Origin of the sequence: Pseudomonas capeferrum (assembly GCF_000731675.1) — a bacterium.
GTDB classification, from domain to species: domain Bacteria; phylum Pseudomonadota; class Gammaproteobacteria; order Pseudomonadales; family Pseudomonadaceae; genus Aquipseudomonas; species Aquipseudomonas capeferrum.
The window spans coordinates 551,488-576,254 of the sequence record NZ_JMIT01000003.1 but is presented as its reverse complement, the minus strand read 5'-3'; the positions used below and the strand labels follow the sequence as shown (position 1 = coordinate 576,254).

General features: G+C 63.3%; 24 protein-coding genes. 18 read left to right on the top strand and 6 right to left on the bottom strand.

The features are described 5' to 3' along the window. Positions 1–76: 76 nt before the first annotated feature. Positions 77–709: a 2OG-Fe(II) oxygenase gene (locus PC358_RS20230; RefSeq protein WP_033702087.1), complete on the top strand. Its 633-nt coding sequence runs from the start codon at positions 77–79 to the stop codon at positions 707–709. Next, positions 696–1,193 (top strand): 2-thiouracil desulfurase family protein, encoded by a 498-nt coding sequence (locus tag PC358_RS20225; RefSeq protein WP_033702085.1) that lies wholly within the window; start codon positions 696–698, stop codon positions 1,191–1,193. Before PC358_RS20230 ends, PC358_RS20225 begins: the two co-directional genes overlap by 14 nt. Positions 1,194–1,199: 6 nt before the next feature. Here PC358_RS20225 and PC358_RS20220 read toward each other — a convergent pair whose 3' ends face one another. Then, complete coding sequence (locus PC358_RS20220) at positions 1,200–1,688, bottom strand: transporter substrate-binding domain-containing protein (protein ID WP_033702083.1); 489 nt, start codon at positions 1,686–1,688, stop codon at positions 1,200–1,202. A 199-nt stretch (positions 1,689–1,887) separates the two neighbouring features. Here PC358_RS20220 and PC358_RS20215 point away from each other — a divergent pair, with 199 nt between their 5' ends. Further along, positions 1,888–2,367 carry a DUF4399 domain-containing protein gene (locus tag PC358_RS20215; RefSeq protein WP_033702082.1) on the top strand — a complete coding sequence of 160 codons (480 nt, stop codon included), beginning with the start codon at positions 1,888–1,890 and terminating at the stop codon, positions 2,365–2,367. An 81-nt stretch (positions 2,368–2,448) separates the two neighbouring features. Here PC358_RS20215 and serA read toward each other — a convergent pair whose 3' ends face one another. Then, positions 2,449–3,678, bottom strand: a complete 1,230-nt coding sequence (gene serA, locus PC358_RS20210; RefSeq protein WP_027592284.1) for a phosphoglycerate dehydrogenase — start codon at positions 3,676–3,678, stop codon at positions 2,449–2,451. 171 nt (positions 3,679–3,849) lie between these two features. Here serA and PC358_RS20205 point away from each other — a divergent pair, with 171 nt between their 5' ends. The 4 genes from PC358_RS20205 to PC358_RS20190 all read left to right on the top strand — a co-directional run bounded on the left by PC358_RS20205 (position 3,850) and on the right by PC358_RS20190 (position 8,097). Continuing rightward, positions 3,850–5,247 carry an FAD-binding oxidoreductase gene (locus PC358_RS20205; protein WP_033702081.1) on the top strand — a complete coding sequence of 466 codons (1,398 nt, stop codon included), beginning with the start codon at positions 3,850–3,852 and terminating at the stop codon, positions 5,245–5,247. Between the two features lie 25 nt (positions 5,248–5,272). Then, complete coding sequence (locus PC358_RS20200; protein WP_033702080.1) at positions 5,273–5,938, top strand: fumarylacetoacetate hydrolase family protein; 666 nt, start codon at positions 5,273–5,275, stop codon at positions 5,936–5,938. A gap of 238 nt (positions 5,939–6,176) precedes the next feature. Further along, complete coding sequence (locus PC358_RS20195; RefSeq protein WP_033702079.1) at positions 6,177–7,103, top strand: SdiA-regulated domain-containing protein; 927 nt, start codon at positions 6,177–6,179, stop codon at positions 7,101–7,103. 91 nt (positions 7,104–7,194) lie between these two features. Then, complete coding sequence (locus tag PC358_RS20190; RefSeq protein ID WP_033702078.1) at positions 7,195–8,097, top strand: SdiA-regulated domain-containing protein; 903 nt, start codon at positions 7,195–7,197, stop codon at positions 8,095–8,097. A gap of 121 nt (positions 8,098–8,218) precedes the next feature. On the opposite strand, the gene rpiA is transcribed toward PC358_RS20190, so the two are convergent. Further along, a complete protein-coding gene (rpiA, locus tag PC358_RS20185; protein WP_033702077.1) occupies positions 8,219–8,893 on the bottom strand; it encodes a ribose-5-phosphate isomerase RpiA in 675 nt (224 codons plus the stop codon). 133 nt (positions 8,894–9,026) lie between these two features. Here rpiA and ilvA point away from each other — a divergent pair, with 133 nt between their 5' ends. Both ilvA and PC358_RS20175 read left to right on the top strand, forming a co-directional pair. Next, on the top strand, positions 9,027–10,541 hold the full coding sequence (gene ilvA / locus PC358_RS20180) for a threonine ammonia-lyase, biosynthetic (protein WP_033702075.1): 1,515 nt from the start codon (positions 9,027–9,029) through the stop codon (positions 10,539–10,541). A gap of 44 nt (positions 10,542–10,585) precedes the next feature. Next, entirely contained in the window at positions 10,586–11,011 is a 426-nt protein-coding gene (locus tag PC358_RS20175; protein ID WP_033702073.1) for a DUF2269 family protein, read from the top strand. 51 nt (positions 11,012–11,062) lie between these two features. On the opposite strand, the gene PC358_RS20170 is transcribed toward PC358_RS20175, so the two are convergent. Beyond that, on the bottom strand, positions 11,063–11,719 hold the full coding sequence (locus PC358_RS20170; protein WP_033702072.1) for a histidinol-phosphatase: 657 nt from the start codon (positions 11,717–11,719) through the stop codon (positions 11,063–11,065). Between the two features lie 141 nt (positions 11,720–11,860). On the opposite strand from PC358_RS20170, the gene PC358_RS20165 reads away from it, so the two are divergent. After that, positions 11,861–12,340 carry an RNA pyrophosphohydrolase gene (locus PC358_RS20165; RefSeq protein ID WP_003249017.1) on the top strand — a complete coding sequence of 160 codons (480 nt, stop codon included), beginning with the start codon at positions 11,861–11,863 and terminating at the stop codon, positions 12,338–12,340. A 22-nt stretch (positions 12,341–12,362) separates the two neighbouring features. Beyond that, on the top strand, positions 12,363–14,642 hold the full coding sequence (gene ptsP / locus PC358_RS20160) for a phosphoenolpyruvate--protein phosphotransferase (protein WP_033702071.1): 2,280 nt from the start codon (positions 12,363–12,365) through the stop codon (positions 14,640–14,642). A 42-nt stretch (positions 14,643–14,684) separates the two neighbouring features. Here the strand turns inward: ptsP and PC358_RS20155 are convergent, their stop codons facing one another. Then, positions 14,685–15,431 carry an NRDE family protein gene (locus PC358_RS20155; protein ID WP_033702070.1) on the bottom strand — a complete coding sequence of 249 codons (747 nt, stop codon included), beginning with the start codon at positions 15,429–15,431 and terminating at the stop codon, positions 14,685–14,687. A gap of 130 nt (positions 15,432–15,561) precedes the next feature. Between PC358_RS20155 and PC358_RS20150 the strand changes: the two genes are divergently transcribed. The 3 genes from PC358_RS20150 to PC358_RS20140 are packed head-to-tail and all read left to right on the top strand — an operon-like array spanning position 15,562 to position 18,204. Next, positions 15,562–16,344: a sulfite exporter TauE/SafE family protein gene (locus PC358_RS20150; protein ID WP_033702067.1), complete on the top strand. Its 783-nt coding sequence runs from the start codon at positions 15,562–15,564 to the stop codon at positions 16,342–16,344. A 29-nt stretch (positions 16,345–16,373) separates the two neighbouring features. After that, positions 16,374–17,183 (top strand): prolipoprotein diacylglyceryl transferase, encoded by an 810-nt coding sequence (gene lgt / locus PC358_RS20145; protein WP_033702066.1) that lies wholly within the window; start codon positions 16,374–16,376, stop codon positions 17,181–17,183. 49 nt (positions 17,184–17,232) lie between these two features. Then, on the top strand, positions 17,233–18,204 hold the full coding sequence (locus tag PC358_RS20140) for a thymidylate synthase (protein ID WP_033702064.1): 972 nt from the start codon (positions 17,233–17,235) through the stop codon (positions 18,202–18,204). 39 nt (positions 18,205–18,243) lie between these two features. Here PC358_RS20140 and cadR read toward each other — a convergent pair whose 3' ends face one another. Continuing rightward, on the bottom strand, positions 18,244–18,687 hold the full coding sequence (gene cadR / locus PC358_RS20135) for a cadmium resistance transcriptional regulator CadR (RefSeq protein WP_033702063.1): 444 nt from the start codon (positions 18,685–18,687) through the stop codon (positions 18,244–18,246). Between the two features lie 83 nt (positions 18,688–18,770). Here cadR and PC358_RS20130 point away from each other — a divergent pair, with 83 nt between their 5' ends. From PC358_RS20130 to PC358_RS20115, 4 genes are all read left to right on the top strand, one after another. Continuing rightward, the gene (locus PC358_RS20130; RefSeq protein ID WP_033702062.1) at positions 18,771–20,984 is read left to right on the top strand and encodes a heavy metal translocating P-type ATPase; all 2,214 of its coding nucleotides are present in this window, start codon (positions 18,771–18,773) and stop codon (positions 20,982–20,984) included. A gap of 9 nt (positions 20,985–20,993) precedes the next feature. Further along, positions 20,994–21,863, top strand: coding sequence for a LysR family transcriptional regulator (locus PC358_RS20125; protein ID WP_033702061.1), 870 nt, complete (start codon positions 20,994–20,996; stop codon positions 21,861–21,863). Positions 21,864–21,980: 117 nt separating this feature from the next. Beyond that, positions 21,981–23,039 (top strand): putative 2-aminoethylphosphonate ABC transporter ATP-binding protein, encoded by a 1,059-nt coding sequence (locus tag PC358_RS20120; protein ID WP_033702060.1) that lies wholly within the window; start codon positions 21,981–21,983, stop codon positions 23,037–23,039. A 1-nt stretch (position 23,040) separates the two neighbouring features. Then, complete coding sequence (locus tag PC358_RS20115; protein WP_033702059.1) at positions 23,041–24,765, top strand: putative 2-aminoethylphosphonate ABC transporter permease subunit; 1,725 nt, start codon at positions 23,041–23,043, stop codon at positions 24,763–24,765. Positions 24,766–24,767 lie beyond the last annotated feature (2 nt).

The window sequence follows — 24,767 nt, the reverse complement described above, 5'->3', positions numbered from 1 at the left end:
CCAGCGTCGGTTTGTCGAGATACCTGCGCGCTTCTCAGCCAAGTGGCGCTGTGCGAGTGCAGGGCTAATGGATATGATGCGCGCCATGCACACCTCCCCTGAACACCCGATGCTTGCGGCCGTCGTCGACGATCTGGCCACCCATGGCTGGTCCCAGCAGGCGCTCTTTCTGCCTGCCGACCTGGTGCGCGCGCTGGCGGCCGAGTGCCGACGCCGTGATGCCGAAGGCGAACTCAACCCGGCTGGGGTCGGGCGCGGGGCTTCACAGGAGGTACGCGAGGCGATCCGCGGCGACCAGATCCAGTGGATCGACCCCGGCCAGGCCGCAGCCTGCGACCAGTACCTGGCAGCCATGGACCAGCTGCGCCTGGCCATCAACCAGGGGCTGTTTCTCGGCCTGGAAGACTTCGAATGCCATTTCGCCCTGTACCCACCAGGGGCGTTCTACCGCCGTCACCTGGATCGCTTCCGTGACGATGACCGGCGCATGGTCTCGGCGGTGTTCTACCTGAACGAGGGTTGGCAGCCGCAGGATGGCGGCCAGTTACGCATGTTCCTGGCCAATGGTGTCGAGCACGATGTGCAGCCTGTGGCCGGCTGCCTGGTGGTGTTTCTGGCGGGCGATGTGCCCCATGAGGTGTTGCCGGCCGGGCGTGAGCGCCTGTCATTGACCGGCTGGTTCCGCAGGCGTGGCAATGACCCGTTCTGAGCTGCCGAAGGTACTGGTCAGCGCTTGCCTGCTGGGGCAGCCGGTGCGCTATGACGGCCGCGCCAGTGGCCACCCGGGCCTGTTGCAGTGCTGGCAGGGCGAAGGGCGGGTGGTGCCGTTGTGCCCGGAAGTGGCCGGCGGCCTGCCGACCCCGCGCCCGCCTGCGGAGATCCCCGGCGGACAGGGCGGCGAGGTGCTCGACGGCCAGGCACAGGTGTTGACGGTAACCGGTGAGGACGTCAGCGACGCCTTCCTGGCGGGTGCTCAACTGGCATTGGCGCTGGTGCGCCGGCACGGGATTCGGGTCGCGGTGCTCAAGTCCGGCAGCCCCTCGTGTGGTAATCGCCTGACCTACGATGGCACCTTCAGTGGGGTGAAGGTGCCGGGGGAAGGGGTGACCACGGCCTTGCTGCGGCGCGAGGGGGTGCTGGTGTTCAGTGAGCTGGAGCTGGATGAAGCGCAGCAGGCACTGGCGAACGTGTAGGCGCGGTCACTGGCCTGCAGCCGTCTCCTGTACACCCTTGAACCACTTCTGCTCAAGCTCCGCCGTGCGCCCGCTGTCCTTGAGGCGCTGCAAGGCGTTGTTCACCGCGCTCTCGAATGCCGGGTTGTCCTTCTGGAACGGGATGACCAGCTTTTTCTCGCCAAAAGGCTGGCTCAGGTCGAACGGTGTATCGGCTTTGGGCGCGTTGTCCGACGGGGTCAGGGTGATGTCGTACTTGCCACTTTCGACACCTGGCAGCACTTCGGCCGCAGGTGTTTCGATGAACTCGGCACGCAGGTCCAGTTGGTTGGCCAACGCTTGGCCGAAGTCGATTTCAAAGCCCGTCAGGTGGTCGTTTTCCTTGAACGCATACGGCGAGTTGTCGGCCTGCACGGCAATGCGCAGTTCGCCCCGGTCGGCGATTTCGTCGATCAGCTCGGCTTGAGCCAATGGCGTGATCAGTACTGCCAGCAGTACACCTATGGTCGAACGCATGTAATGCCCCTTTATCCTTTGGCAAATGAATAACTTTCGCCACGACTTTCTTCCTCGTCGTGGTCGAGCGCAGCCTATGACCTTGAAGCCTTGGCGAGGTTTAACCCTAACTGAAATATTTCTCTTTGTGGGCTATGGTGAACTACCGCCGCCGATCGTTTACTGGTGGCGGTCAATAAGTGAATCACAGGAGAAGTGAATGAACAGCCTATTTTCGCGTGCTGCCGTAGCCGGTCTGCTGATGGGGGCCTCGGTGTTCGCCAGTGCTGCGGATGCCCTGAAGAGCCAGGAGCCGCCCAAGGATGCCAAGGTCTTCATCGTTTCCCCCGCCGATGGCGCTACGGTCGACAAGACCTTCACCGTCAAGTTCGGCATCGAGGGCATGGGGCTAAAACCTGCGGGTGACCAGACCCCGCATACCGGGCATCACCATTTGCTGGTGGATGTCGACCAGCAGCCGGTGGCCGACATGCCGCTGCCAACCAGCCTGATGCCGGAGAACAACGCGCCGCTGCCGGCCGGCCCGCAAGTGCTGCACTTCGGCAAGGCACAGACCGAGGCGACCATTACCCTGACGCCGGGCAAGCACACCTTGCAGCTGGTGCTGGGTGACCAGTATCACGTGCCGTTCAAGCCGAGCGTTGAATCGAAGAAGGTCACTGTCACTGTGAAAGAGTGAAAAAGGCCTGCGCAGCAGGCCCAGGATCCAAACGAAAAAGGGAGGCCACCAGGGCCTCCCTTTTTCATGATGCAGTGAAACTTAGAACAGTACGCGGGAGCGGATGGTGCCCTTGACGTGCTGCAGCTTCTCCTGCGCCAGGTCCGAGTATTCGGCGTCGACGTCGATTACCACGTAACCCACTTTCTCGTTGGTCTGCAGGAACTGACCGGAGATGTTGATGCCGTTCTCGGCGAAGACCTTGTTGATCTCGCTGAGCACGCCTGGGATGTTTTCGTGGATGTGCAGCAGGCGGTGTTTGCCTGGGTGCGCCGGCAGGGCAACTTCCGGGAAGTTGACCGAAGACACCGAAGTACCGTTGTCGCTGTACTTGACCAGCTTCTCGGCAACTTCCAGGCCGATGTTGGCCTGGGCCTCTGCGGTGGAACCACCGATGTGCGGGGTCAGGATCACGTTGTCCAGGCCGCGCAGCGGGCTTTCGAACTCTTCGTCGTTGGAGCGCGGCTCGACCGGGAATACGTCGATGGCGGCGCCGATCAGGTGCTTGTCCTTGATCGCGGCGGCCAGGTGATCCAGCTCGACCACGGTGCCGCGGGCGGCGTTGATCAGGATCGAACCCTTCTTCATCGCGCGGATTTCCTTCTCGCCGATCATCCACTGGGTGGATGGCAGCTCAGGCACGTGCAGCGACACGATATCGGCCAGGCCCAGCAGCTCGTGCAGGCTGGCGACCTGTACAGCGTTGCCCAGCGGCAGCTTGGTCAGCGGGTCGAAGAAGTAGACCTGCATGCCCAGGTTCTCGGCCAGGACCGACAGTTGGGTGCCGATCGAGCCGTAGCCGACGATGCCCAGCTTTTTGCCGCGGATCTCGAAGGAATTGGCCGCGCTCTTGATCCAGCCGCCACGGTGGCAGGAAGCGTTCTTCTCAGGGATGCCGCGCAGCAACAGGATGGCTTCGGCCAGCACCAGCTCGGCCACCGAACGGGTGTTGGAGTACGGTGCGTTGAACACGGCGATACCGCGCTCGCGGGCCGCTTCCAGGTCGACCTGGTTGGTACCGATGCAGAAGCAGCCAACCGCGACCAGCTTCTTCGCGCAGTCGAAGATCTCTTCGGTCAGTTGCGTGCGCGAACGGATGCCGATGAAGTGGGCATCGGCGATCTTTTCCTTCAGCTCGGCTTCCGGCAACGAACCAGTGAGGTATTCGATGTTGGTGTAGCCGGCAGCCTTGAGGGTATCGACCGCGTTCTGGTGCACACCTTCAAGAAGAAGGAACCTGATCTTGCTCTTGTCGAGAGAAGTCTTGCTCATCTGCGTAAACCTGTATCCCGGAGAAAAAATGGCGAGGGGTGATGCTAGGCGCGGCATCGGCCTTAGCATGAACAGCGGGAGGGCTATGCTAGCATACGCGACACAATCTGAGCTTATCCCGACAGGTGAAGAGTGCTCAGGGTGACTATGAATAAGTCGAGAGTTCCAGCGATGAACCATCCCGCTGTTATTGATGAACTGATGACCCTTGTCGACCCTGGCAAGGTCCTGACCGACGCGGCTTCCCTCGAAGCCTATGGCAAGGACTGGACCAAGCATTACCCGCCCGCGCCGACTGCCATTGTGTTGCCCAAGACTGTCGAGCAAGTGCAGGCGATTGTGCGCTGGGCCAATGCGCACAAGGTGGCCTTGGTGCCATCTGGTGGGCGCACCGGGCTTTCCGGTGGCGCAGTGGCCGCCAATGGTGAAGTCGTGGTCGCCTTCGACTACATGAACCAGATTCTCGATTTCAATGCCTTCGACCGCACCGTGGTCTGCCAGCCAGGGGTGATCACTCGGCAGCTGCAGGCCTATGCCGAAGAACAGGGCCTGTATTACCCGGTGGACTTCGCCTCCAGCGGCTCCAGCCAGATTGGCGGCAACATCGGTACCAATGCCGGCGGGATCAAGGTCATTCGTTACGGCATGACCCGCAACTGGGTGGCCGGGCTGAAAGTGGTCACCGGCAAGGGCGAGCTGCTGGAACTGAACAAGGACCTGATCAAGAACGCCACCGGCTACGACCTGCGCCAGCTGTTCATTGGCGCCGAGGGCACGCTGGGCTTCGTGGTCGAGGCGACCATGCGCCTGGACCGCGCCCCGCGCAACCTAACCGCCATGGTGCTGGGCACGCCGGACTTCGACTCGATCATGCCGGTGCTGCATGCCTTCCAGGGCAAGCTCGACCTGACCGCCTTCGAGTTCTTCTCCGACAAGGGCCTGGCCAAGATCATGGGCCGTGGCGACGTGCCGGCGCCGTTCGAGACCGATTGCCCGTTCTATGCGCTGCTGGAGTTCGAGGCCAGTACCGAGGAGGTCGCCAACGAAGCCTTGGCTACCTTCGAGCACTGCGTCGAGCAAGGCTGGGTGCTGGACGGGGTGATGAGCCAGAGCGAAACCCAGCTTAAAAACCTGTGGAAGCTGCGCGAGTACTTGTCCGAAACCATCTCGCACTGGACACCGTACAAGAACGACATTTCCGTCACTGTGTCGAAAGTGCCCGCGTTCCTGCGTGATATCGACGCCATCGTCGCAGAGCATTATCCGGACTACGAAGTGGTCTGGTACGGCCATATCGGCGACGGCAACCTGCACCTGAACATCCTCAAGCCCGACGCCATGAGCAAGGATGACTTCTTTGCCTCGTGCGCCAAGGTCAACAAGTGGGTGTTCGAAATCGTCCAGCGCTACAACGGCTCGATCTCCGCCGAGCATGGTGTGGGCATGACCAAGCGCGACTACCTGGGCTACAGCCGCTCGCCCGAAGAAATCGCCTGCATGAAGGCAATAAAGGCCGTCTTCGACCCTAACGGCATCATGAATCCGGGTAAGATCTTCGCACCCGTATAAAAAGCAGTATCCAGAGGAGTCGGCCATGAGTTACCAGCACCAGTACGTAGACGGCACGCGCATTCACTTCCCGATGGGCAAGGTGGTGTGCATCGGCCGCAACTATGCCGAGCATGCCAAGGAACTGGACAACCCCATCCCCAGCGAGCCGTTGCTGTTCATCAAGCCGGGTAGCTGCGTGGTGCCGCTGGAAGGTGGTTTCAAGATCCCGACCGACCGTGGTGTCGTGCACTACGAGGCCGAGATCGCCGTGCTGATTGGCAAGCCGCTGTCCACCCGGCCGACCGAAGAGGAGGTGCTCGACGCCATCTCCGGTTTCGCCCCGGCGCTCGACCTGACCCTGCGCGACGTGCAGGCCAAGCTCAAGGAAAAGGGCCTGCCGTGGGAGCTGAGCAAGAGCTTCGACGGCGCCTGCGTGCTGCCGCCGTTCGTTTCGGCGTCCAGTTTCGAGGACGTGACCGACATCCCGGTGCGCCTGACCCTCAATGGCGAAGTGGTGCAGGACGGCACCAGCGCGATGATGCTCAACCCGATCGTGCCGATCATCCAGCACATCGCTGCGCATTTCTCGCTGCAGGCCGGTGACGTGATTCTGACCGGTACACCCGCTGGCGTAGGCCCGTTCAATGTCGGTGATGAGCTGGTGCTGGAACTGCCGGGTGTCAGCCGCTTCGAAAGCCGGGTGCTCTAACCTGGCACCGCCTTGTGTAGGAGCGGCCTTGCGTCGCGAACGGGCCGCAAAGCGGCCCCTCGATTTCAGCGTCGCCGCCAATATCCCGGGGCTGCTTCGCACCCCTTTCCGACCGGTCCGGCGCCCCGGCAAGGCCGCTCCTACACACACCGATGTAATCTGGCGGGTTTTTACCGTTTTTTCACACGGCATCTGGATAATGCGCAAACCTTCGCCCATTCACCCAGGATAACTCTGCATGGCATTGCCTTCCGGCGCCCCCGTTTCTGCAAAGCCCAAGCGACGCTTCTACCTGCGCTGGCCCTTTGGCCTGGCAGTTGCTGCGGTCATCGGCTATGGCGTCGCCGTGGCCATGCACTGGGATGACCGCGGGGCGCTGTGGGTCCAGGAAAGCTTTGAAAGCACGGCCGAGCAGAGCGAGAGCGTGTGGTTGCCGGCCTACCAGGTCGATATCGACGCCAAACCTCTGCCGGGCATGGACGATGACGAAGCCTCGGACATCGCCTTCAACCCGCAAACCCGCACCCTGTTCGCCGTCATGGGCAAGAACCCGTTCCTGGTCGAGCTGAGCCTGGACGGCAATGTGCTGCGCCAGATCCCGCTGCACGGCTGGAACAACCCGGAAGGGGTGGCGGTGATGGAGGGTGGGCACCTGGCGATCGTCGACGAGCGGCTGCACGACCTGACCGTGGTCAAGGTGGATGCGCACACCACAGCGCTCAACCACGGCGATTTCCCAAGCTACGACCTGGGCAAGTCGGTGAAGAGCAACAAGGGCTTCGAAGCTGTGGCCTGGGACCCTTTGCGCCAACGCCTGGTGATCGGCGAAGAGCGCCCGCCCAAGCTATACACCTGGAGTACCGATGGCCGGAGCCCGCTCAAGGGCGACAAACAGCCGCTGCCCAGTGATGAACTTGACCTGCGCAACCTTTCGGCCCTTGGCGTGGACCCGCGTACCGGGCACCTGCTGGTGCTGTCGGCAGACTCCAACATGTTGCTGGAGCTGGATGAGCAGGGCCAGCAAGTGAGCTTCATGACCTTGCTGGGTGGTTTCAACGGCCTTGAAGACACCATTCCGCGTGCCGAAGGCGTGGCCATGGACGACAAGGGCAACCTGTACATGGTCAGCGAGCCGGCGCTTTTCTATCGTTTCAAGAAAAACTGACACGATCATCTGATTTTTCGGATGATGGCATTAAGCTTTAGTTCAGTTGTTCGTGGTTAGATTCGTCACCCCTTCGTCGAGTCTGCCTCAAATGCGTCGTTTTCTTCGCCTGTCACTGATCCCGGCCTTCATTGGCCTGCTCTTGCTCGGTTGGGCCGGGCAAGAGTTTCGCTTGTTCGAGCGGGGCTGGTTCAACCTCAAGACCTGGTGGCAGCCTGCCGAACAAGGCATTGGCCTGGACCGCTATCGGGTAGTGGTCGAGGCGCAGCCTGTCGAGGGGCTGGATGACGACATTTCGGCCCTGACCTACGACCCCGACCGCAAGACCCTGTTCACCGTCACCAATGCACGCTCGGAGCTGATCGAGCTGTCGCTGGACGGCCGCATCCTGCGGCGGGTGCCGCTGACCGGCTTCGGCGACCCGGAAGCGGTGGAGTACGTGGGGCCCAACAGCTATGTGATCACCGATGAACGCCAGCAGCGGCTGATTCGCGTGCGCCTTGATGACGACACGCTGTTCCTCGATGCCGGCGATGCCGAGCAGTTGACCCTGGGCATTGGCCTGAACGGCAACAAGGGCTTCGAGGGGTTGGCTTACGACTCGGCCGGTAAGCGCTTGTTCGTGGCCAAGGAGCGTGACCCGATGCTGATCTACGAAGTGCATGGCTTCCCGCATGAAAACCCCGAGCAGCCTTATGCCGTGAATGTGGTGCAGGATCGCAAGCGTGATTCGCGTTTGTTCGTACGGGATCTGTCCAGTTTGCAGTTCGATGAACGCAGCGGCCACCTGCTGGCGTTGTCGGACGAATCGCGGCTGGTGCTGGAGCTCGACGTGAAGGGCAGGCCGCTGAGCACCCTGTCGTTGCGCAAGGGGTACCAGGGGTTGAAACAGACGGTGCCGCAGGCGGAAGGGATCGCCATGGACGAAGCCGGGACCATTTACCTGGTCAGTGAGCCGAACCTGTTCTATGTGTTCAAACAGCCGGCAGATTGAATGGCCTTGAGGGCCGCTTCGCGGGGCAAAGCCCGCCCCACAGACGCCCCCGCTGGATTGAAAAGGCGGGGATCTATGGGCGCGGCGGTTCGGCGATCCGACTTGCCCCGCGAAGGAGCGGTTACTCGGCCTTCAGGCTCTGCACGCCTTCAGCGGTGCCCAGTAGCAGCAGGTCTGCCGGACGTGCCGCGAACAGGCCGTTGGTGACCACGCCGACGATCGCATTGATCTGCGCTTCCAGCTCGACCGGGTTGGTGATCTGCAGGTTGTACACATCCAGGATCACGTTGCCGTTGTCGGTCAGCACGCCTTCACGGTACACCGGGTCACCGCCCAGTTTGACCAGCTGGCGCGCCACGTGGCTGCGGGCCATCGGGATCACTTCGACCGGCAGCGGGAAGGCGCCCAGCACCGGCACCAGCTTGCTGGCATCGGCGATGCAGATGAAGGTCTTGGCCACGGCCGCGACGATCTTCTCGCGGGTCAGGGCCGCGCCACCGCCTTTGATCAGGTTCAGGTGCGCGTCGCTCTCGTCGGCACCGTCGACATAGAACTCCAGCTCGCTGACGCTGTTCAGCTCGTAGACCGGGATGCCATGGCCCTTCAGACGCTGGGCAGTGGCCTCGGAGCTGGCGACCGCGCCATCGAAGGCGGTCTTGTGCTGAGCCAGGGCGTCGATGAAGAAGTTGGCGGTCGAACCGGTACCGACGCCGACAACGCTCTTTTCATCCAGCTTGGGCAGAATGAAGTCGACAGCGGCCTGGGCGACGGCCTGTTTGAGTTGGTCCTGGGTCATGCGGGCTCCGAGAGGGGCGGGGGAGGTTTCAAAGGGGCTTAGTATAACGGCTTGCGCGGCTTTGCTGTGGTCGCCCGACGTAGCGCTGGGGTAGACTCGCAGCCCTTGTCCTGCGGCCAGTGATGCTTTCCCGATGCTCGAACAGTACGTCAAGAAGATCCTCACCTCGCGCGTCTACGACGTCGCTGTCGAAACCCCGCTGCAAAGCGCCGGGCAGCTGAGCAAGCGCCTGGGCAACCAGATTTTGCTCAAGCGTGAAGACCTGCAACCGGTGTTCTCGTTCAAGATCCGTGGGGCGTACAACAAGCTGGCGCAATTGAGCCCGGAAGAACTGGCCCGCGGTGTGGTCACCGCTTCGGCCGGCAACCATGCCCAGGGCCTGGCCCTGGCGGCCCGCGAGCTGGGTATCAAGGCCACGATCGTGATGCCCAAGACCACCCCGGAGATCAAGATCGAAGGCGTGCGTTCGCGTGGCGGCAAGGTGGTGCTGCATGGCGACTCGTTCCCCGAGGCGCTGGCCTACTCGCTGAAGCTGGTCGACGAAAAGGGCTTCGTCTATATCCACCCTTATGATGACCCGCACACCATCGCCGGCCAGGGCACCGTGGCCATGGAAATCCTGCGTCAGCACCCAGGCCGGCTGGACGCGATCTTCGTGCCGGTCGGTGGCGGCGGCCTGATCGCCGGTATCGCTGCCTACGTGAAGTACCTGCGCCCGGAAATCAAGGTGATCGGCGTCGAGCCGGACGACTCCAACTGCTTGCAGGCCGCCATGGCTGCGGGCGAGCGCGTGGTGCTGCCGCAGGTCGGGCTGTTCGCCGACGGTGTGGCGGTGGCGCAGATCGGCCAGCACACGTTCGATATTTGCCGCCTGCACGTGGATGAGGTGGTTACCGTCAGTACTGATGAGATCTGCGCAGCAATCAAGGATATCTACGACGATACCCGCTCGATCACCGAGCCTGCCGGGGCGCTGGGTGTTGCCGGCATCAAGAAGTATGTCGAGCTGTACGGCGTGACCGGCCAGACCCTGGTCGCCATCGATTCGGGCGCCAACGTGAACTTCGATCGCCTGCGCCATGTGGCCGAGCGGGCCGAACTGGGCGAGAAGCGCGAGGCGATCATCGCCGTCACCATCCCCGAGCGCCCTGGCAGCTTCAAGGCCTTCTGCGAAGCGATCGGCAAACGCCAGATCACCGAATTCAACTACCGCAAGCACACCTCCGACGAGGCGCATATCTTCGTCGGCGTGCAAACCCACCCGGACAACGACCCGCGCGCGGTGCTGGTGCAGCAGTTGATCGAGCAGGGCTTCCCGGTCACCGACCTGACCGACAACGAACTGGCCAAGCTGCACATCCGGCACATGGTCGGTGGCCATTCGGCCGGTGCCAGTGATGAGATCGTGCTGCGCTTCGAGTTCCCGGAGCGTCCGGGTGCGTTGTTCAACTTCCTCAACAAACTGGGCGGGCGCTGGAATATCTCGATGTTCCACTACCGTAACCACGGCGCGGCCGACGGGCGTGTGGTGGCGGGGCTGCAGGTGCCAGAGGACGAGCGCCACCTGGTGCCGGCGGCCTTGGCGAAAATCGGCTACCCGTATTGGGACGAGACCGAGAACCCGGCTTACCGGCTGTTTCTGGGCTGAGCGGCTAAGCTGGGGCTGACGGCCTGCACAAGGAAAATCGAAACATGGAACACCTGACCACACTCAAAACCTTGCACATCCTCGCCACCGCGCTGCTGCTTCTGGGCGCGCTGGGCCTGGCGATCTGGACGGTTCGCGCCCGCAGGCTGGGCGATGGCGAGGCTTACGGCAAATTGCTGCGGCGGCCGCTGGTGTTCGTCTGGCTGGTCATGGGCCTGTGCCTGGTGAGCATGCCGTTCACGGGCTGGTGGCTGGTGCACCTGGTAGGCTGGCCGCTGGGGCAGACCTGGGTGCTGGCCTCCAGCGTCATCTATACCTTCGGGGCATTGGCGGTGTGGTGGTTGCTGGTGCGCTTGAACCGGCTGCGCAAGGCAGAGGTGGTGGGGTTGCGGTTTACCTTGGCCTTGGCGGTGTTCAGCGGGGTGTGCTTCCTGTCGATTGCCGGGCTGATGGGCGCCAAGCCGGTCTGAAGCTGCCGGCCGCTTCGCAGGTATCCGCCAAGCGGCCGACACAGAAAAACATCAATCCCTCAGCGAAATTACCGGCCACCCGCGCTGCTGCGCCTCCGCCTGCAGGTTAGGGTCCGGGTCCACTGCCACCGGGTGAGTCACCTGCTGCAGCAACGGCAAGTCATTCATCGAATCGCTATAGAAATAGCTGTCTGCCAGGTCATAGTCGTTTTCCAGCATCCAGCGCTGCAACCTCGTCACCTTGCCTTCACGGAAACACGGTATATCGGTACTGCGCCCGGTAAACCGGCCATCACGGGTTTCGCATTCGGTCGCCAGCAGGGTGCGCACGCCCAGACGGCGGGCAATCGGCGCGGTCACGAAACGGTTGGTGGCAGTGATGATTACCAGTTTGTCGCCCGCTTCGCGGTGCTGCTGCAGCAATGCCAGGGCCTTGGGCAGGATGATCGGCTCGATGCAGTCGCGCATGAAATCGCGGTGCCACGCGTCGAGCTGGGCCGTAGGCGTTGCCGCGAGAATCTCCATGGAAAAGGCCAGGTAGGCCTGCAGGTCCAGGGTGCCGTGCAGGTAGTCCTGGTAGAAGGCATCGTTGCGTTGTTTGTAGGCAACCGGGTCGAGGATGCCGCGTTCGCACAGATAGTCACCCCAGGCATGGTCGCTGTCGCCACCGAGGAGGGTATTGTCCAGGTCGAATAAAGCCAGGCGCATCGCGTTCACTCGCATCAGCCACAGGGTAGGCCCGCAGAATACGGAGTTTTCACCTCGCTGCACATAAGCTTGGCGGGCGCGTTGCTGCGCTCGCAGGCTTTGTGGAACAATGCGGTGACATGCGTTTGCGAGGTTGCTGCCGTGATCGACCCGGATGGTTTTCGCCCCAATGTCGGGATCATTCTCACGAATGATGCCGGGCAGGTGCTATGGGCTCGACGGATCAACCAGGATGCCTGGCAATTCCCCCAGGGTGGTATCAACCCTGACGAGACGCCGGAAGATGCCCTGTACCGCGAGCTGAACGAAGAAGTTGGCCTTGAACGCGATGATGTGGAAATTCTTGCCTGCACCCGCGGCTGGTTGCGTTATCGTTTACCCCAGCGTCTGGTGCGTACGCACAGCCAGCCGCTGTGCATCGGCCAGAAACAGAAGTGGTTTCTGCTGCGTCTGGTCAGCAATGAACAAAGGGTACGGATGGACCTGACGGGCAAGCCGGAGTTCGACGGCTGGCGCTGGGTCAGCTATTGGTACCCGCTGGGCCAGGTTGTGACATTCAAGCGCGAGGTCTACCGTCGCGCCCTGAAAGAGCTAGCACCGCGTCTGCTGACGCGCGACTGACGACGGAGTTCGACCCCGAGCCATGCTCAATACGCTGCGCAAGATCGTCCAGGAAGTGAACTCCGCCAAAGATCTCAAGACGGCGTTGGGGATCATTGTCTTGCGCGTCAAGGAGGCCATGGGCAGCCAGGTCTGCTCGGTCTATCTGCTCGACCCGGAAACCAACCGCTTCGTGCTGATGGCCTCCGAGGGCCTGAACAAGCGTTCGATCGGCAAGGTCAGCATGGCCCCCAACGAGGGCCTGGTCGGCCTGGTCGGTACCCGGGAAGAGCCGCTGAACCTGGAAAACGCCGCCGATCACCCGCGTTATCGCTACTTTGCCGAAACCGGTGAAGAAAAATTCGCCTCCTTCCTGGGTGCGCCGATCATTCACCACCGTCGTGTGGTTGGGGTATTGGTCATCCAGCAGAAGGAGCGCCGCCAGTTCGATGAGGGCGAAGAAGCCTTCCTGGTCACCATGAGCGCCCAGCTCGCCGGGGTTATCGCCCATGCCGAGGCGACTGGCTCGATTCGTGGCCTGGGCCGCCAGGGCAAGGGCATCCAGGAAGCTCGCTTCGTCGGTGTGCCGGGCTCGCCAGGCGCTGCCGTGGGGCGTGCGGTGGTGATGCTGCCGCCGGCCGACCTCGAAGTGGTGCCGGACAAGACCGTCGAAGACATCGACGCTGAACTCAAGCTGTTCCAGAACGCCCTTGAAGGCGTGCGCGCCGACATGCGCAAGCTGTCGGCAAAGCTGGCCACCCAGCTGCGCCCCGAAGAGCGCGCCTTGTTCGACGTGTACCTGATGATGCTCGAGGACGCCGCCCTGGGTGGCGAAGTGACCGAGGTCATCAAGACCGGCCAGTGGGCCCAGGGCGCGTTGCGCCAGGTGGTCGGCGAACACGTCAACCGCTTCGAACTGATGGACGACGACTACCTGCGTGAGCGGGCTTCGGACGTCAAGGACCTTGGCCGCCGACTGCTGGCCTACCTGCAGGAGGCACGCTCGCAGTCGCTGGTGTACGCCGACAACACCATCCTGGTCAGCGAAGAACTGACCCCGGCGATGCTCGGCGAAGTGCCTGAAGGCAAGCTGGTCGGCCTGGTTTCGGTACTGGGCTCGGGCAACTCCCACGTCGCTATCCTGGCCCGTGCCATGGGTATCCCCACGGTGATGGGCCTGGTCGACCTGCCGTATTCGAAGGTCGACGGCATCGAGCTGATCGTCGACGGTTACAAGGGTGAGGTGTTCACCAACCCCAGCGACGTGCTGCGCAAGCAGTACAGCGAAGTGGTCGAGGAGGAGCGCCAGCTGGCGCAGGGCCTGGATGCACTGCGTGAGCTGCCTTGCATTACCCCCGACGGCCACCGTATGCCGCTGTGGGTCAACACCGGCCTGCTGGCCGACGTCGCACGTGCCCAGCAGCGTGGCGCCGAAGGGGTAGGCCTGTACCGCACCGAAGTGCCGTTCATGATTAATCAGCGCTTCCCCAGCGAGAAAGAGCAGCTGGCGATCTACCGTGAGCAACTGGCGGCCTTTCACCCGCTGCCGGTGACCATGCGTACCCTGGATATCGGCGGGGACAAGGCGCTGTCCTACTTCCCGATCAAGGAAGAAAACCCCTTCCTGGGTTGGCGCGGCATCCGCGTCACCCTCGACCACCCGGAAATCTTCCTGGTCCAGACCCGCGCGATGCTCAAGGCCAGCGAAGGCCTGAACAACCTGCGTATCCTGCTGCCGATGATTTCCGGCATCCATGAGCTGGAAGAAGCCCTGCACCTGATTCACCGCGCCTGGGGCGAGGTGCGTGACGAAGGCACCGATGTGCCGATGCCGCCGGTTGGGGTGATGGTCGAAATCCCCGCGGCGGTGTACCAGACCAAGGAGCTGGCGCGGCAGGTCGACTTCCTGTCGGTCGGTTCCAACGACCTGACCCAATACCTGCTGGCAGTCGACCGCAACAACCCACGGGTCGCCGACCTGTACGACTACCTGCACCCGGCGGTGCTGCAGGCGCTCAATACCGTGGTGCGCGATGCCCACGGCGAGGGCAAGCCGGTGAGCATCTGCGGTGAGATGGCCGGTGACCCGGCGGCGGCGGTACTGTTGATGGCCATGGGCTTCGACAGCCTGTCGATGAACGCCACCAACCTGCCCAAGGTGAAGTGGATGCTGCGCCAGATCAACATGAGCAAGGCCAAGGAACTGCTGACCGATGCCATGAGCCATGACAACCCGCAGGTTATCCACAGCTCGTTGCAGCTGGCGTTGAAGAACCTTGGGCTGGCGCGGATGATCGGGCCTGGGGCCAACAAGACCCTTTGATACCTGCCCCGCGAAGGGGCCGGTACTGCCGAAACACTTCTATCAGACCATTACCTCAACTTCCCCCAAATGCCCCCCAAACGGCCCGAAACTGCGTTCGATAAGCCGCCTTTCACCCTGATCATCCACGATCAGCACCGTACTGGCCCGCGTTCCATAATTCTGGCTGGCAATAAACACACTCGACAGCAGCTTCTCGGTCGCTACCCCCACGCCAGTCTCCGGCAGCTCAGCCTCAGGCGCCGTCTCGCCATCGGCCAGCAACGCCAGCAAACGCTGCGGGTCAGCTGAGCCCAGCAACCGTTCCAGGCCGTCGCGCGCCTTGACCAGCTTGGGCCACGGCGTATCCAGCCCGGCATTGGAAAGCCCGTACACCCCAGCCTCCAGCAAACGCGGCGCCGCGTCTCGAGCGTGCAGATACCCCAACTGCGTACCATCGCCCACCAGCAGGTTGAACCCCGAATACTGGCTGCTGCGGCTGGCCACCTGGTCCAGATACGCTTCAACGCCAAGCTCACCCTGCAGAAACGCCGCCACCAGCTCCCCACGGGAACGCACGCCAAGCGCCTGCCCAGGGTCGCGAATGTTGGTCAGCGCAGCGAAGCGCCCCTGGGGCCCCACGCCGAGCCACGTGCCGCCGGCCTCCAGGTCACGTCCGGCATACACCCCAGGCGCATCCTCCCAGGCCGCCAGGGCCTGCGTGGGGCGGGCATAGAACTCGTCGCGGTTGGCCGCCACGATCAGCGGCAGGGCATGCCCCGGCCGCCAGGCGAATACGATCAGGCACATCGGTTGGGCCTCTGTGTTTTGTGCCACTGTACCCACTGCGGCGGTGCTGATCCATCCTGTCACGAAGTTCACTAGAGCCTCGAGCCCGGCTTCCGTTACCATGCCGGATTGATTTGCTCAGGGGCAACGAATGGAGTTCGTACTCTATCTGCTGTTAGGCGCATGCGCTGGCGTGCTGGCCGGGCTGTTCGGCGTGGGCGGTGGCATCATCATCGTGCCGGTACTGGTGTTCAGCTTCACCTTGCAGGGCTTCGACCCTTCGGTATTGACCCACCTGGCAGTCGGCACTTCGTTGGCAACCATCATTTTCACCTCGATCAATGCGGTGCTCGAGCACCATCGCCGTGGAGCGGTGCAATGGCCGATCTTCGCCTGGATGACCGTGGGCATCCTGCTCGGCGCCGGCGTCGGCGCCAAGACCGCATCCTTGATCCAGGGCCCGCTGCTGCAGAAGATCATCGGTGTGTTCGCCCTGATCATCGCCGCGCAAATGGCCCTGGACCTCAAGCCCAAGGCCAGCCGCGGCATCCCTGGCAAGCCCGCGCTGACCGCAGCAGGCGGGGTGATTGGCTGGGCTTCGGCGATCTTCGGTATCGGTGGCGGCTCGTTGACCGTGCCGTTCCTGACCTGGCGCAGCCTGCCCATGCAGCAGGCGGTGGCAACGTCCTCGGCCTGTGGCCTGCCGATTGCCCTGGCCAGTGCCCTGAGCTTCATGTGGCTGGGCTGGCACCAACAGCACCTGCCGGCGCACAGCCTGGGTTACGTGTACCTGCCAGCGCTGCTCGGCATCGCCGTGACCAGCATGTTTTTCGCCCGCTTCGGCGCGCGCCTGGCGCACAAGCTGTCGCCACGCCTGCTCAAGCGTCTGTTCGCCGCGTTGCTGTTCTGCGTCGGCCTCAGCTTTTTGATTTAGCTCGCTGATTTGAAACTAGAGGAATATCCATGCTGCCTTACCCGCAGATAGACCCCGTGGCCGTGGCCCTCGGGCCACTGAAAATCCACTGGTACGGCCTGATGTACCTGGTCGGTATTGGCGGCGCCTGGCTGCTCGCCTCGCGTCGGCTGAACCGCTTCGACCCCACCTGGTCCCGTGAAAAGCTGTCCGACCTGGTGTTCTGGTTGTCGATGGGGGTGATCGTCGGCGGTCGCCTGGGCTACGTGCTGTTCTATGACCTGCACGCCTACCTGGCCAACCCGACGCTGATTTTCGAGGTGTGGAAGGGCGGCATGTCGTTCCATGGCGGCTTCATCGGCGTGATGCTGGCGGCGTTGTGGTTCGGCAAGCGCAACAACAAGACCTTCTTCGAGCTGATGGACTTCGTCGCGCCGATGGTACCGATCGGCCTGGGCGCCGGGCGTATCGGCAACTTCATCAATGCCGAGCTGTGGGGCAAGGCCACCGACGTGCCGTGGGCAATGGTGTTCCCGCCGTTCAGCGACCCTGAGCAACTGCCACGCCACCCGTCGCAGCTGTACCAGTTCGCCCTGGAAGGCGTGGCGCTGTTCCTGATTCTCTGGCTGTATTCGCGCAAGCCGCGGCCAACCATGGCGGTCTCCGGGATGTTCGCGCTGTTCTACGGCATCTTCCGCTTCATCGTCGAATTCGTCCGGGTACCCGATGCCCAGCTGGGCTACATCGCCTGGGGCTGGCTGACCATGGGTCAGATACTCTGCATCCCGATGATTCTGGCCGGCCTCGGATTGATCTGGTGGGCTTATAATCGCAAACCCACGGCGACACCCGCCATCTGATTCCCGACGGCAGGGGCGATCCCCCTGCCGTTCTTGCTACAGGTAAGCCATGAAACAGTATCTTGACCTGGTCCGTGACGTCATCGAAAACGGCACCCTGCAGGAAAACCGCACCGGCATCCGCACCATCAGCCTGCCGGGCGCCATGCTGCGCTTCGACCTGCAGAAGGGCTTTCCGGCCATCACCACGCGCAAGCTGGCGTTCAAGTCGGCCATCGGCGAGATGGTCGGTTTTCTGCGTGGCGTGAAGAACGCCGGTGAATTCCGCGACCTGGGCTGCAAGGTCTGGGACCAGAACGCCAACGAAAACGCCCAGTGGCTGGCCAACCCGTTCCGCCAGGGGCATGACGACCTGGGTGAGATCTACGGCGTTCAGTGGCGCCAGTGGCCGGGCTACAAGCGTGTACCGCTGAGCAACCCGGCGGCCATCGAAATGGCTGAAAAGCAGGGGTTCCGCAAGATTGCCCAGGACGAGGAAGACGGCCAGGCCTTTGTCATCCTGTACAAGGCCATCGACCAGGTGCGCCAGTGCCTGGACACCATCGCCAACGACCCGGGCAGCCGGCGCATCCTGTTCCACGGCTGGAACTGCGCCCAGCTGGATGAAATGGCCCTGCCGCCGTGCCACCTGCTGTACCAGTTCCACCCGAATGCCGAGACTCGGGAAATTTCCCTGACCCTGTACATTCGCTCCAACGACCTGGGCCTGGGCACGCCGTTCAACCTCACCGAGGGCGCGGCTTTGCTGTCGCTGTTCGGCCGCCTGACCGGCTACACGCCGCGCTGGTTCACGTATTTCATTGGCGATGCCCATGTGTATGAGAACCACCTGGACATGCTCAACGAACAGCTCAAACGCGAGCCGCTGCAAGCGCCGAAGCTGGTGATCAGCGACCGCGTGCCAGCGTTTGCCGAGACCGGCAAGTATGAGCCGCAGTGGCTGGAGCAGATCGAGCCGAGTGATTTCAGCCTGGAAGGGTATGAGCACCATGCGCCGATGACGGCGCCGATGGCGGTTTAACCTTCGCAATTGCTGGGGGGCAAAGCACCCCCAGCATGCTCAATGCCCGTGGCTTCGTCCCACATGCGAATGCTCACCTTCCGGCAACGATACCGCCCCGTTCACCTCCAGTTGCTGCAAGATCGCGCACTCATTCCCTTGCGCATTGCACCGCTGCCGCAGTTCCATCAACTGCTCCTGCAACGCCACCAACCCATCGATCCGCGCCTGCACATGGGCGATATGCTCATCGATCAACGCATTGACGCTGCCGCACGACCCTTCGGGGCTGTCGCGCAGGCGTAGCAGGCTGCGGATCTCGTCCAGGGTCATGTCCAGGGTGCGGCAGTTGCGGATAAAGGTCAGCCGCTCGACGTGGGCTTGGGTGTAGAGCCGGTAATTGCCGTCGGTGCGCGCCGGCTCTGGCAACAGCTGCTCACGCTCGTAATAGCGGATGGTTTCCACGGCACAATCGGTGGCTTTTGCCAGTTCTCCAATCTTCATCGCGAAATCTCCAGCGGATGGCTTGACCCTATAGTGGCTACAGGGTGTTCACTTGGCAACAGGCTCACTTTAAGGATGACCCAATGAACCAGCCTGCCAGCCCCCACCACAAGCATGACCACCACGCCCACAGCTGCTGCGGTAGCGCCGCCGCCCCGGCGTTGGTGCAGTTGAGCGAAAAAGCCAGCGGCGACGCACAGCTCAGCCGCTTCCGTATCGAGGCCATGGACTGCCCCACCGAGCAAACGCTGATCCAGGACAAGCTGGGCAAGCTGGCGGGCATCGAGCAGTTGGAATTCAACCTGATCAACCGCGTACTTGGCGTGCGTCACACGCTGGGCGGCACCGCCGAGATCGAACGGGCCATCGACAGCCTGGGCATGAAGGCCGAACCCCTCATTGAAGGGGACGCGGCAACGGCCGCCAGCGCCTCGCCAAGCAAGACCCGCTGGTGGCCGCTGGGGTTGTCCGCTGTTGCCGCCATTGCCGCGGAAGTGGTGCATTTCACCGGGCTGGCGCCTGAGTGGCTGGTGGCCGCGCTGGCCTTGGCGGCAATCCTGGGTTGCGGCCTGGGCACCTACAAGAAGGGCTGGATCGCCCTGAAAAACCGCAACCTCAACATCAACGCCTTGATGAGCATTGCCGTGACCGGCGCGGTGTTGATCGGCCAGTGGCCGGAAGCGGCCATGGTGATGGTGCTGTTCACGGTCGCCGAGTTGATCGAGGCGCGCTCCCTGGACCGGGCCCGCAATGCCATCAGCGGCCTGATGCAACTCACCCCCGACATGGCGACGGTACAGCAGGCCGATGGCCAGTGGCGTGAAGTGGAGGTGCGTGAGGTGGCCATCGGTGCCCAGGTGCGGGTACGGCCAGGTGAGCGCATCGGCCTGGACGGTGAAGTCACCAGCGGGCAATCCAGCGTCGATCAGGCGCCGATCACCGGTGAAAGCCTGCCTGTGGAAAAGGCCATGGGTGACAAGCTGTTCGCCGGCACCATCAACCAGGCCGGTGCCCTGGAGTACCGCGTAACTGCCGCCGCTGGGCAATCGACGCTGGCGCGCATCATCAAGGCTGTCGAGGAGGCCCAAGGCGCCCGTGCGCCCACCCAACGCTTCGTCGACCAGTTCTCGCGTATCTACACCCCGGTGGTCTTTGCCCTGGCCTTGGCCGTGGCGCTGATCCCGCCGCTGTTCCTGGCTGGCGCCTGGTTCGACTGGGTCTACCGTGCGCTGGTGCTGCTGGTGGTGGCCTGCCCGTGTGCACTGGTCATTTCTACCCCGGTTACCATCGTCAGTGGCCTGGCCGCAGCGGCGCGCAAGGGCATCCTGATCAAAGGCGGGGTTTATCTGGAGGGCGGGCGCAAGCTGGATTACCTGGCCCTCGACAAGACGGGCACCCTCACCCACGGCAAGCCGGTGCAGACCGACGCCAAGGTGCTGGAGCCTCTGTTCGAAGGCCGTGCCCAAGCCTTGGCTGCCAGCCTGGGTGAGCGTTCGGACCACCCGGTGTCGCGTGCCATTGCCCAGTTCGGCAAGGCACAAGGGCTGGCCTTGAGCGAGGTGGGCGATTTCGCCGCCCTGGCCGGGCGTGGTGTGCGCGGGGTGATCGAGGGCGAGGTCTACCACCTGGGTAATCACCGCCTGGTGGAGGAGCTGGGCCTGTGCTCGCCGGCGCTGGAGGCGCAGCTGGATGCACTGGAGCGTCAGGGCAAGACCGTGGTCTTGCTGCTCGACCGCAGCGGCCCGCTGGCGTTGTTCGCCGTGGCCGACACGGTCAAGCAAAGCAGTCGCCAGGCCATCGCCGAGCTGCATGAGCTGGGTATCAAGACGGTCATGCTGACCGGTGATAATCCCCATACCGCCGAGGCCATCGCCGCCCAGGTCGGCATCGATCGCGCCGAAGGCAACCTGTTGCCGGACGACAAGCTCAAGACCATCGAAGCGCTGTACAGCCAGGGCCATCGGGTGGGCATGGTCGGCGACGGTATCAACGATGCGCCGGCCCTGGCCCGTGCCGAAATCGGCTTTGCCATGGCCGCTGCTGGTACCGACACCGCCATCGAGACGGCCGATGTGGCGTTGATGGACGACGACTTGCGCAAAATCCCGGCCTTCGTCAGGCTGTCGCGCCAAAGTGCGGCGATTCTCAGGCAGAACATCATTCTGGCCCTGGGCATCAAGGCGATTTTCCTGGCGATCACCTTTGCCGGCATGGCCACCTTGTGGATGGCAGTGTTTGCCGACATGGGCGTGAGCCTGCTGGTGGTGTTCAACGGCTTGCGCCTTTTGCGCAAATAGAGGACGTGCATGCAGAGTTCCGAGCTCAAAGCCTTCTACATGGTGGCCCGCCTGGGCAGCATCACCCTGGCGGCGAAGAAGCTCGGGCTCAGCCAGCCCACGGTGACCACGCAGATCCGCAACCTCGAAGCCCAGTACGCGGTGGAGCTGTTCTACCGTGGCGGGCGGCGCCTGGTGCTGAGCGAGGAGGGCGTGCGCCTGCTGCCGATGGTCAAGGCGCTGCTGCAGCAAGAGGCCGACATCGAGTTCGAACTGCGCAACAGTGGCCAGGCCCAGGGCAGCCTGCGCATCGCGGCCACTGCGCCTTACTACATTCTCGACCTGGTGAAGATCTTCCGTGAGCGCCTGCCCCAGGTGGATGTGACGGTGGAGATCGGCAACTCGCAGCAAGTGCTGGAAATGCTCGAAGACTACCGGGTCGATATCGCTGCCTCGTCGCAACTGCTGGAGGATGCACGCCTGGTGCGCCGCGTGCTGGGCACCGACCCGCTGGTGGTGGCGGTACACCGTAACCATCCGTTGGCCCATCGCCAGGCGGTGTCCATCGACGTGGTGGCCGGGCATTGCCTGTTGATGCGCGAGCAGGGCTCGACCACGCGCAAGCTGACCGAGCAGATGCTGCAGGAGGCGGGCGTCAAGGCCGCAACATTGCTGGAAATCGGCAGCCGCGAGTCGATCCGTGAGGCGGTGCTGCGCAACATCGGCATCAGTGTGATCGCCCGACATGAAGTGCCGCACAACCCCGAATTACGGGTGTTGGTGCTGGAGGGGGCGCCGCTGATGCATGAATACCTGTACTGCCTGAAGGAGCGGCGCCAGGCGCGTTTGCCTGCAGCGTTTCTGGGGGTTGCACAAGAAGTAGCCGGTTCACAGTTCTAGGTCAGTGGTGCAGATACAAAATCTGCCTATACCACTATCGCCAGCTTTTGCCTGAACGCCACAGAACCGTCGCACAGCCTTCCTAGCATGGCCCCATCTCTTCGATGAGGCCCTGCCATGAACCACGCCACCTCGGGCGCACAAATGAAAGTGCGCAATATCCACAAGCGCTTCGGCGCCTTCACGGCGCTTAACGATGTCTCCCTGGACATCGCCGCGGGCGAGCTGGTGTGCCTGCTCGGCCCATCCGGTTGCGGCAAGACCACGTTGTTGCGCTGCATCGCCGGCCTCGAACGCCAGGACCGCGGCGAGCTGTACATCGGTGAGCGCGACATCTCCGAGCTGCCACCCCAAGCCCGCGACTACGGCATCCTGTTCCAGTCCTACGCGCTGTTTCCCAACCTCACCGTCGAAGCCAACATCGCCTACGGCCTGATGAGCAGTGGCCGTGAGCAAGCGCGCCAGCGGGTGGTTGAAATGCTCCAGCTGGTTGGCCTGTCCGGTAGCGAAAAAAAGTACCCCGGCCAGCTTTCTGGCGGCCAGCAGCAGCGTGTGGCCCTGGCGCGTGCCCTGGCGCCGGCACCTTCGTTGTTGCTGCTGGATGAGCCGATGTCGGCGCTGGATGCGCGGGTTCGCGAGCACCTGTGCACCGAGCTGCGCCAACTGCAACGCCAGTTGGGTATCACCACCTTGATGGTCACCCACAACCAGGACGAGGCCATGCTGATGGCCGACCGCATCGCGGTGATGAACAACGGCCAGGTCGAGCAGTACGCCACGCCGCAGGAAATCTACGACCAGCCCGCCACGCCCTTTGTGGCCGAGTTCGTGGGCCAGGGTAACTGGCTGCCGTTTCAGCGCAGCAGTGACAACCAGGCCCAGGTCGGTGGCATGCGCATGCGCCTGACCCCCGGCTCGGCGCGAGCCAGCAGCGGCCGGCTGTTCTGCCGGCCGGAGGCGATCACCGTCAACCCGGTGGTGCACGAAGAAAACCTGTTTGCGGCCAAGGTCCGCGAGATCACGTTCCTCGGCAACCGCTGCCGCATGAGCTTCGAACTCAAAGACCTGCCCGGCCATGCATTGCTGGCCGAACTGGCCCCCGAGGCCATGCCGCGGCTGGGCTCGCAGGACATCTGGGTGGCGCTGCCACCGCAGAGCCTGCAGGTGTTTGCCTGAGATGGCCGCGCCAATGTCCCTGCCGCTGGCCCAGGCCAAGGCTGCGTCCGAACGTGGCGTCGCCCTCGGTGACCGATTGTTCGTCGTCGGTGGCAAGTGGTTGCTGCTGATGTTGCTGGTGCTGGCCGTGTTGATGCCGCTGCTGGCGATCTTCTGGCGCGGCTTCAGCGGTGAGGCTGGCCAGGGTGGCGGCCTGGCGGCAGCGCGTGAACTGTTCACCAGCGAGGGCTTCCACTGGCTGCTCGGCAATAGCCTGTCGGTGGCACTCACCGTTGCCGCCATCGTGGTACCGCTGGCGTACCTGTTCGCCTACGCCTTGCAGCGCACCCTGATCCCGGCCAAGGGCCTGTGGCGGGGTATCTCGTTGCTGCCGCTGCTGGCGCCGTCGATGCTGCCGGCCATTGCGCTGGTCTACCTGTTCGGCAACCAGGGCCTGCTGCGCGGGCTGCTGAGCGACAACATCTACGGCTTCTGGGGGATCGTGCTGGGCGAGGCCATCTACACCTTCCCGCATGCGCTGATGATTCTGCTGTCAGCCCTGTCACTGGCCGATGCGCGCCTGTTCGACGCTGCTTCCAGCATGGGGGCCGGGCCTTGGCGGGCGTTTTCCAGCATTACCTGGCCTGCCACACGCCAGGCAGTGTTCGCGGCCTTCTGCCTGGTGTTCACCTTGACCATCACTGACTTCGGCGTCCCGGTCGTGGTCGGCGGCGACTATCAGGTGCTGGCCCTGGAAGCCTACAAAGCTGTCGTGGGCCAGCAGCAGTTTGGCCGCGGCGCACTGATCGGCATGGTCTTGCTGCTGCCGGCACTGTTGAGTTTTGCCGTCGATGCCTGGTTGCGCCGACGCCAGGGCGAGGCCATGAGTGGACGTGCGCAAGTGTTCGAGCCCAAGCCCTCGCGCCGCCGCGATGCCTGCTTCCTGGCCATCGTCGTGCTGGTCTGCGCGGCCCTGTTGCTGGTGATCGGCATGGCCGTGTACTCGTCGCTGGTCACGTTCTGGCCCTATAACCTCTCGCTGTCGCTCAAGCACTACATGTTCGAGGACACTGCCGGTGGCGGCTGGCTGGCCTACCGCAACAGCGTGACCATGGCGATCGGCACGGCGCTGATCGGCAGCGTCGTGATCTTCAGCGGTGCCTACCTGATGGAGAAGACCCAGGGCCAACGCCTGCTCAACCAGGCGCTGCGCTTGCTCAGCTTCATCCCCATGGCAGTGCCGGGCCTGGTGCTGGGCCTGGGCTACGTGTTCTTCTTCAACCTCAGCGGCAACCCGCTGCATTTGCTGTACGGCAGCATGGGGCTGCTGGTCATCTGCACCATCGCCCATTATCTGACCACCGCGCAGATGACCGCCACCACCGCCCTGCGCCAGCTCGACGGCGAGTTCGAGGCCGCCGCGTTGTCGCTCAAGGCGCCCTTGTACCGGCACTTCCTGCGGGTGACGGTGCCGATCTGCCTGCCGGCGCTGCTGGACATCATTCGCTACCTGTTCGTCTCGGCGATGACCACCGTGTCGGCGGCGATCTTCCTATACAGCCCCGACACCATCCTTGCCGCCGTCGCCGTGTTGAACATGGACGACGCGGGCAACGTCGGCGGTGCCGCCGCCATGTCGACCCTGATTCTGCTGACCAGTGCCAGCGCTTCACTGCTGCTGGCCGCAGCCTCGCGCGGCCTGCTGCGCCGCTCCCAAGCCTGGCGCCAACGCGCCGCGACCGCCTGACC

Coding starts and splice junctions, on each gene's coding strand:
- PC358_RS20170 (WP_033702072.1), bottom strand. CDS start 11,719: ATGCGCCTGGCTTTATTCGACCTGGACAATACCCTCCTCGGTGGCGAC.
- lgt (WP_033702066.1), top strand. CDS start 16,374: ATGCTGCCTTACCCGCAGATAGACCCCGTGGCCGTGGCCCTCGGGCCA.
- PC358_RS20130 (WP_033702062.1), top strand. CDS start 18,771: ATGAACCAGCCTGCCAGCCCCCACCACAAGCATGACCACCACGCCCAC.
- PC358_RS20195 (WP_033702079.1), top strand. CDS start 6,177: ATGGCATTGCCTTCCGGCGCCCCCGTTTCTGCAAAGCCCAAGCGACGC.
- ilvA (WP_033702075.1), top strand. CDS start 9,027: ATGCTCGAACAGTACGTCAAGAAGATCCTCACCTCGCGCGTCTACGAC.
- ptsP (WP_033702071.1), top strand. CDS start 12,363: ATGCTCAATACGCTGCGCAAGATCGTCCAGGAAGTGAACTCCGCCAAA.
- cadR (WP_033702063.1), bottom strand. CDS start 18,687: ATGAAGATTGGAGAACTGGCAAAAGCCACCGATTGTGCCGTGGAAACC.
- PC358_RS20140 (WP_033702064.1), top strand. CDS start 17,233: ATGAAACAGTATCTTGACCTGGTCCGTGACGTCATCGAAAACGGCACC.
- PC358_RS20225 (WP_033702085.1), top strand. CDS start 696: ATGACCCGTTCTGAGCTGCCGAAGGTACTGGTCAGCGCTTGCCTGCTG.
- PC358_RS20155 (WP_033702070.1), bottom strand. CDS start 15,431: ATGTGCCTGATCGTATTCGCCTGGCGGCCGGGGCATGCCCTGCCGCTG.
- PC358_RS20220 (WP_033702083.1), bottom strand. CDS start 1,688: ATGCGTTCGACCATAGGTGTACTGCTGGCAGTACTGATCACGCCATTG.
- PC358_RS20190 (WP_033702078.1), top strand. CDS start 7,195: ATGCGTCGTTTTCTTCGCCTGTCACTGATCCCGGCCTTCATTGGCCTG.
- PC358_RS20120 (WP_033702060.1), top strand. CDS start 21,981: ATGAACCACGCCACCTCGGGCGCACAAATGAAAGTGCGCAATATCCAC.
- serA (WP_027592284.1), bottom strand. CDS start 3,678: ATGAGCAAGACTTCTCTCGACAAGAGCAAGATCAGGTTCCTTCTTCTT.
- PC358_RS20115 (WP_033702059.1), top strand. CDS start 23,041: ATGGCCGCGCCAATGTCCCTGCCGCTGGCCCAGGCCAAGGCTGCGTCC.
- PC358_RS20230 (WP_033702087.1), top strand. CDS start 77: ATGCGCGCCATGCACACCTCCCCTGAACACCCGATGCTTGCGGCCGTC.
- PC358_RS20215 (WP_033702082.1), top strand. CDS start 1,888: ATGAACAGCCTATTTTCGCGTGCTGCCGTAGCCGGTCTGCTGATGGGG.
- PC358_RS20125 (WP_033702061.1), top strand. CDS start 20,994: ATGCAGAGTTCCGAGCTCAAAGCCTTCTACATGGTGGCCCGCCTGGGC.
- PC358_RS20150 (WP_033702067.1), top strand. CDS start 15,562: ATGGAGTTCGTACTCTATCTGCTGTTAGGCGCATGCGCTGGCGTGCTG.
- PC358_RS20175 (WP_033702073.1), top strand. CDS start 10,586: ATGGAACACCTGACCACACTCAAAACCTTGCACATCCTCGCCACCGCG.
- rpiA (WP_033702077.1), bottom strand. CDS start 8,893: ATGACCCAGGACCAACTCAAACAGGCCGTCGCCCAGGCCGCTGTCGAC.
- PC358_RS20205 (WP_033702081.1), top strand. CDS start 3,850: ATGAACCATCCCGCTGTTATTGATGAACTGATGACCCTTGTCGACCCT.
- PC358_RS20200 (WP_033702080.1), top strand. CDS start 5,273: ATGAGTTACCAGCACCAGTACGTAGACGGCACGCGCATTCACTTCCCG.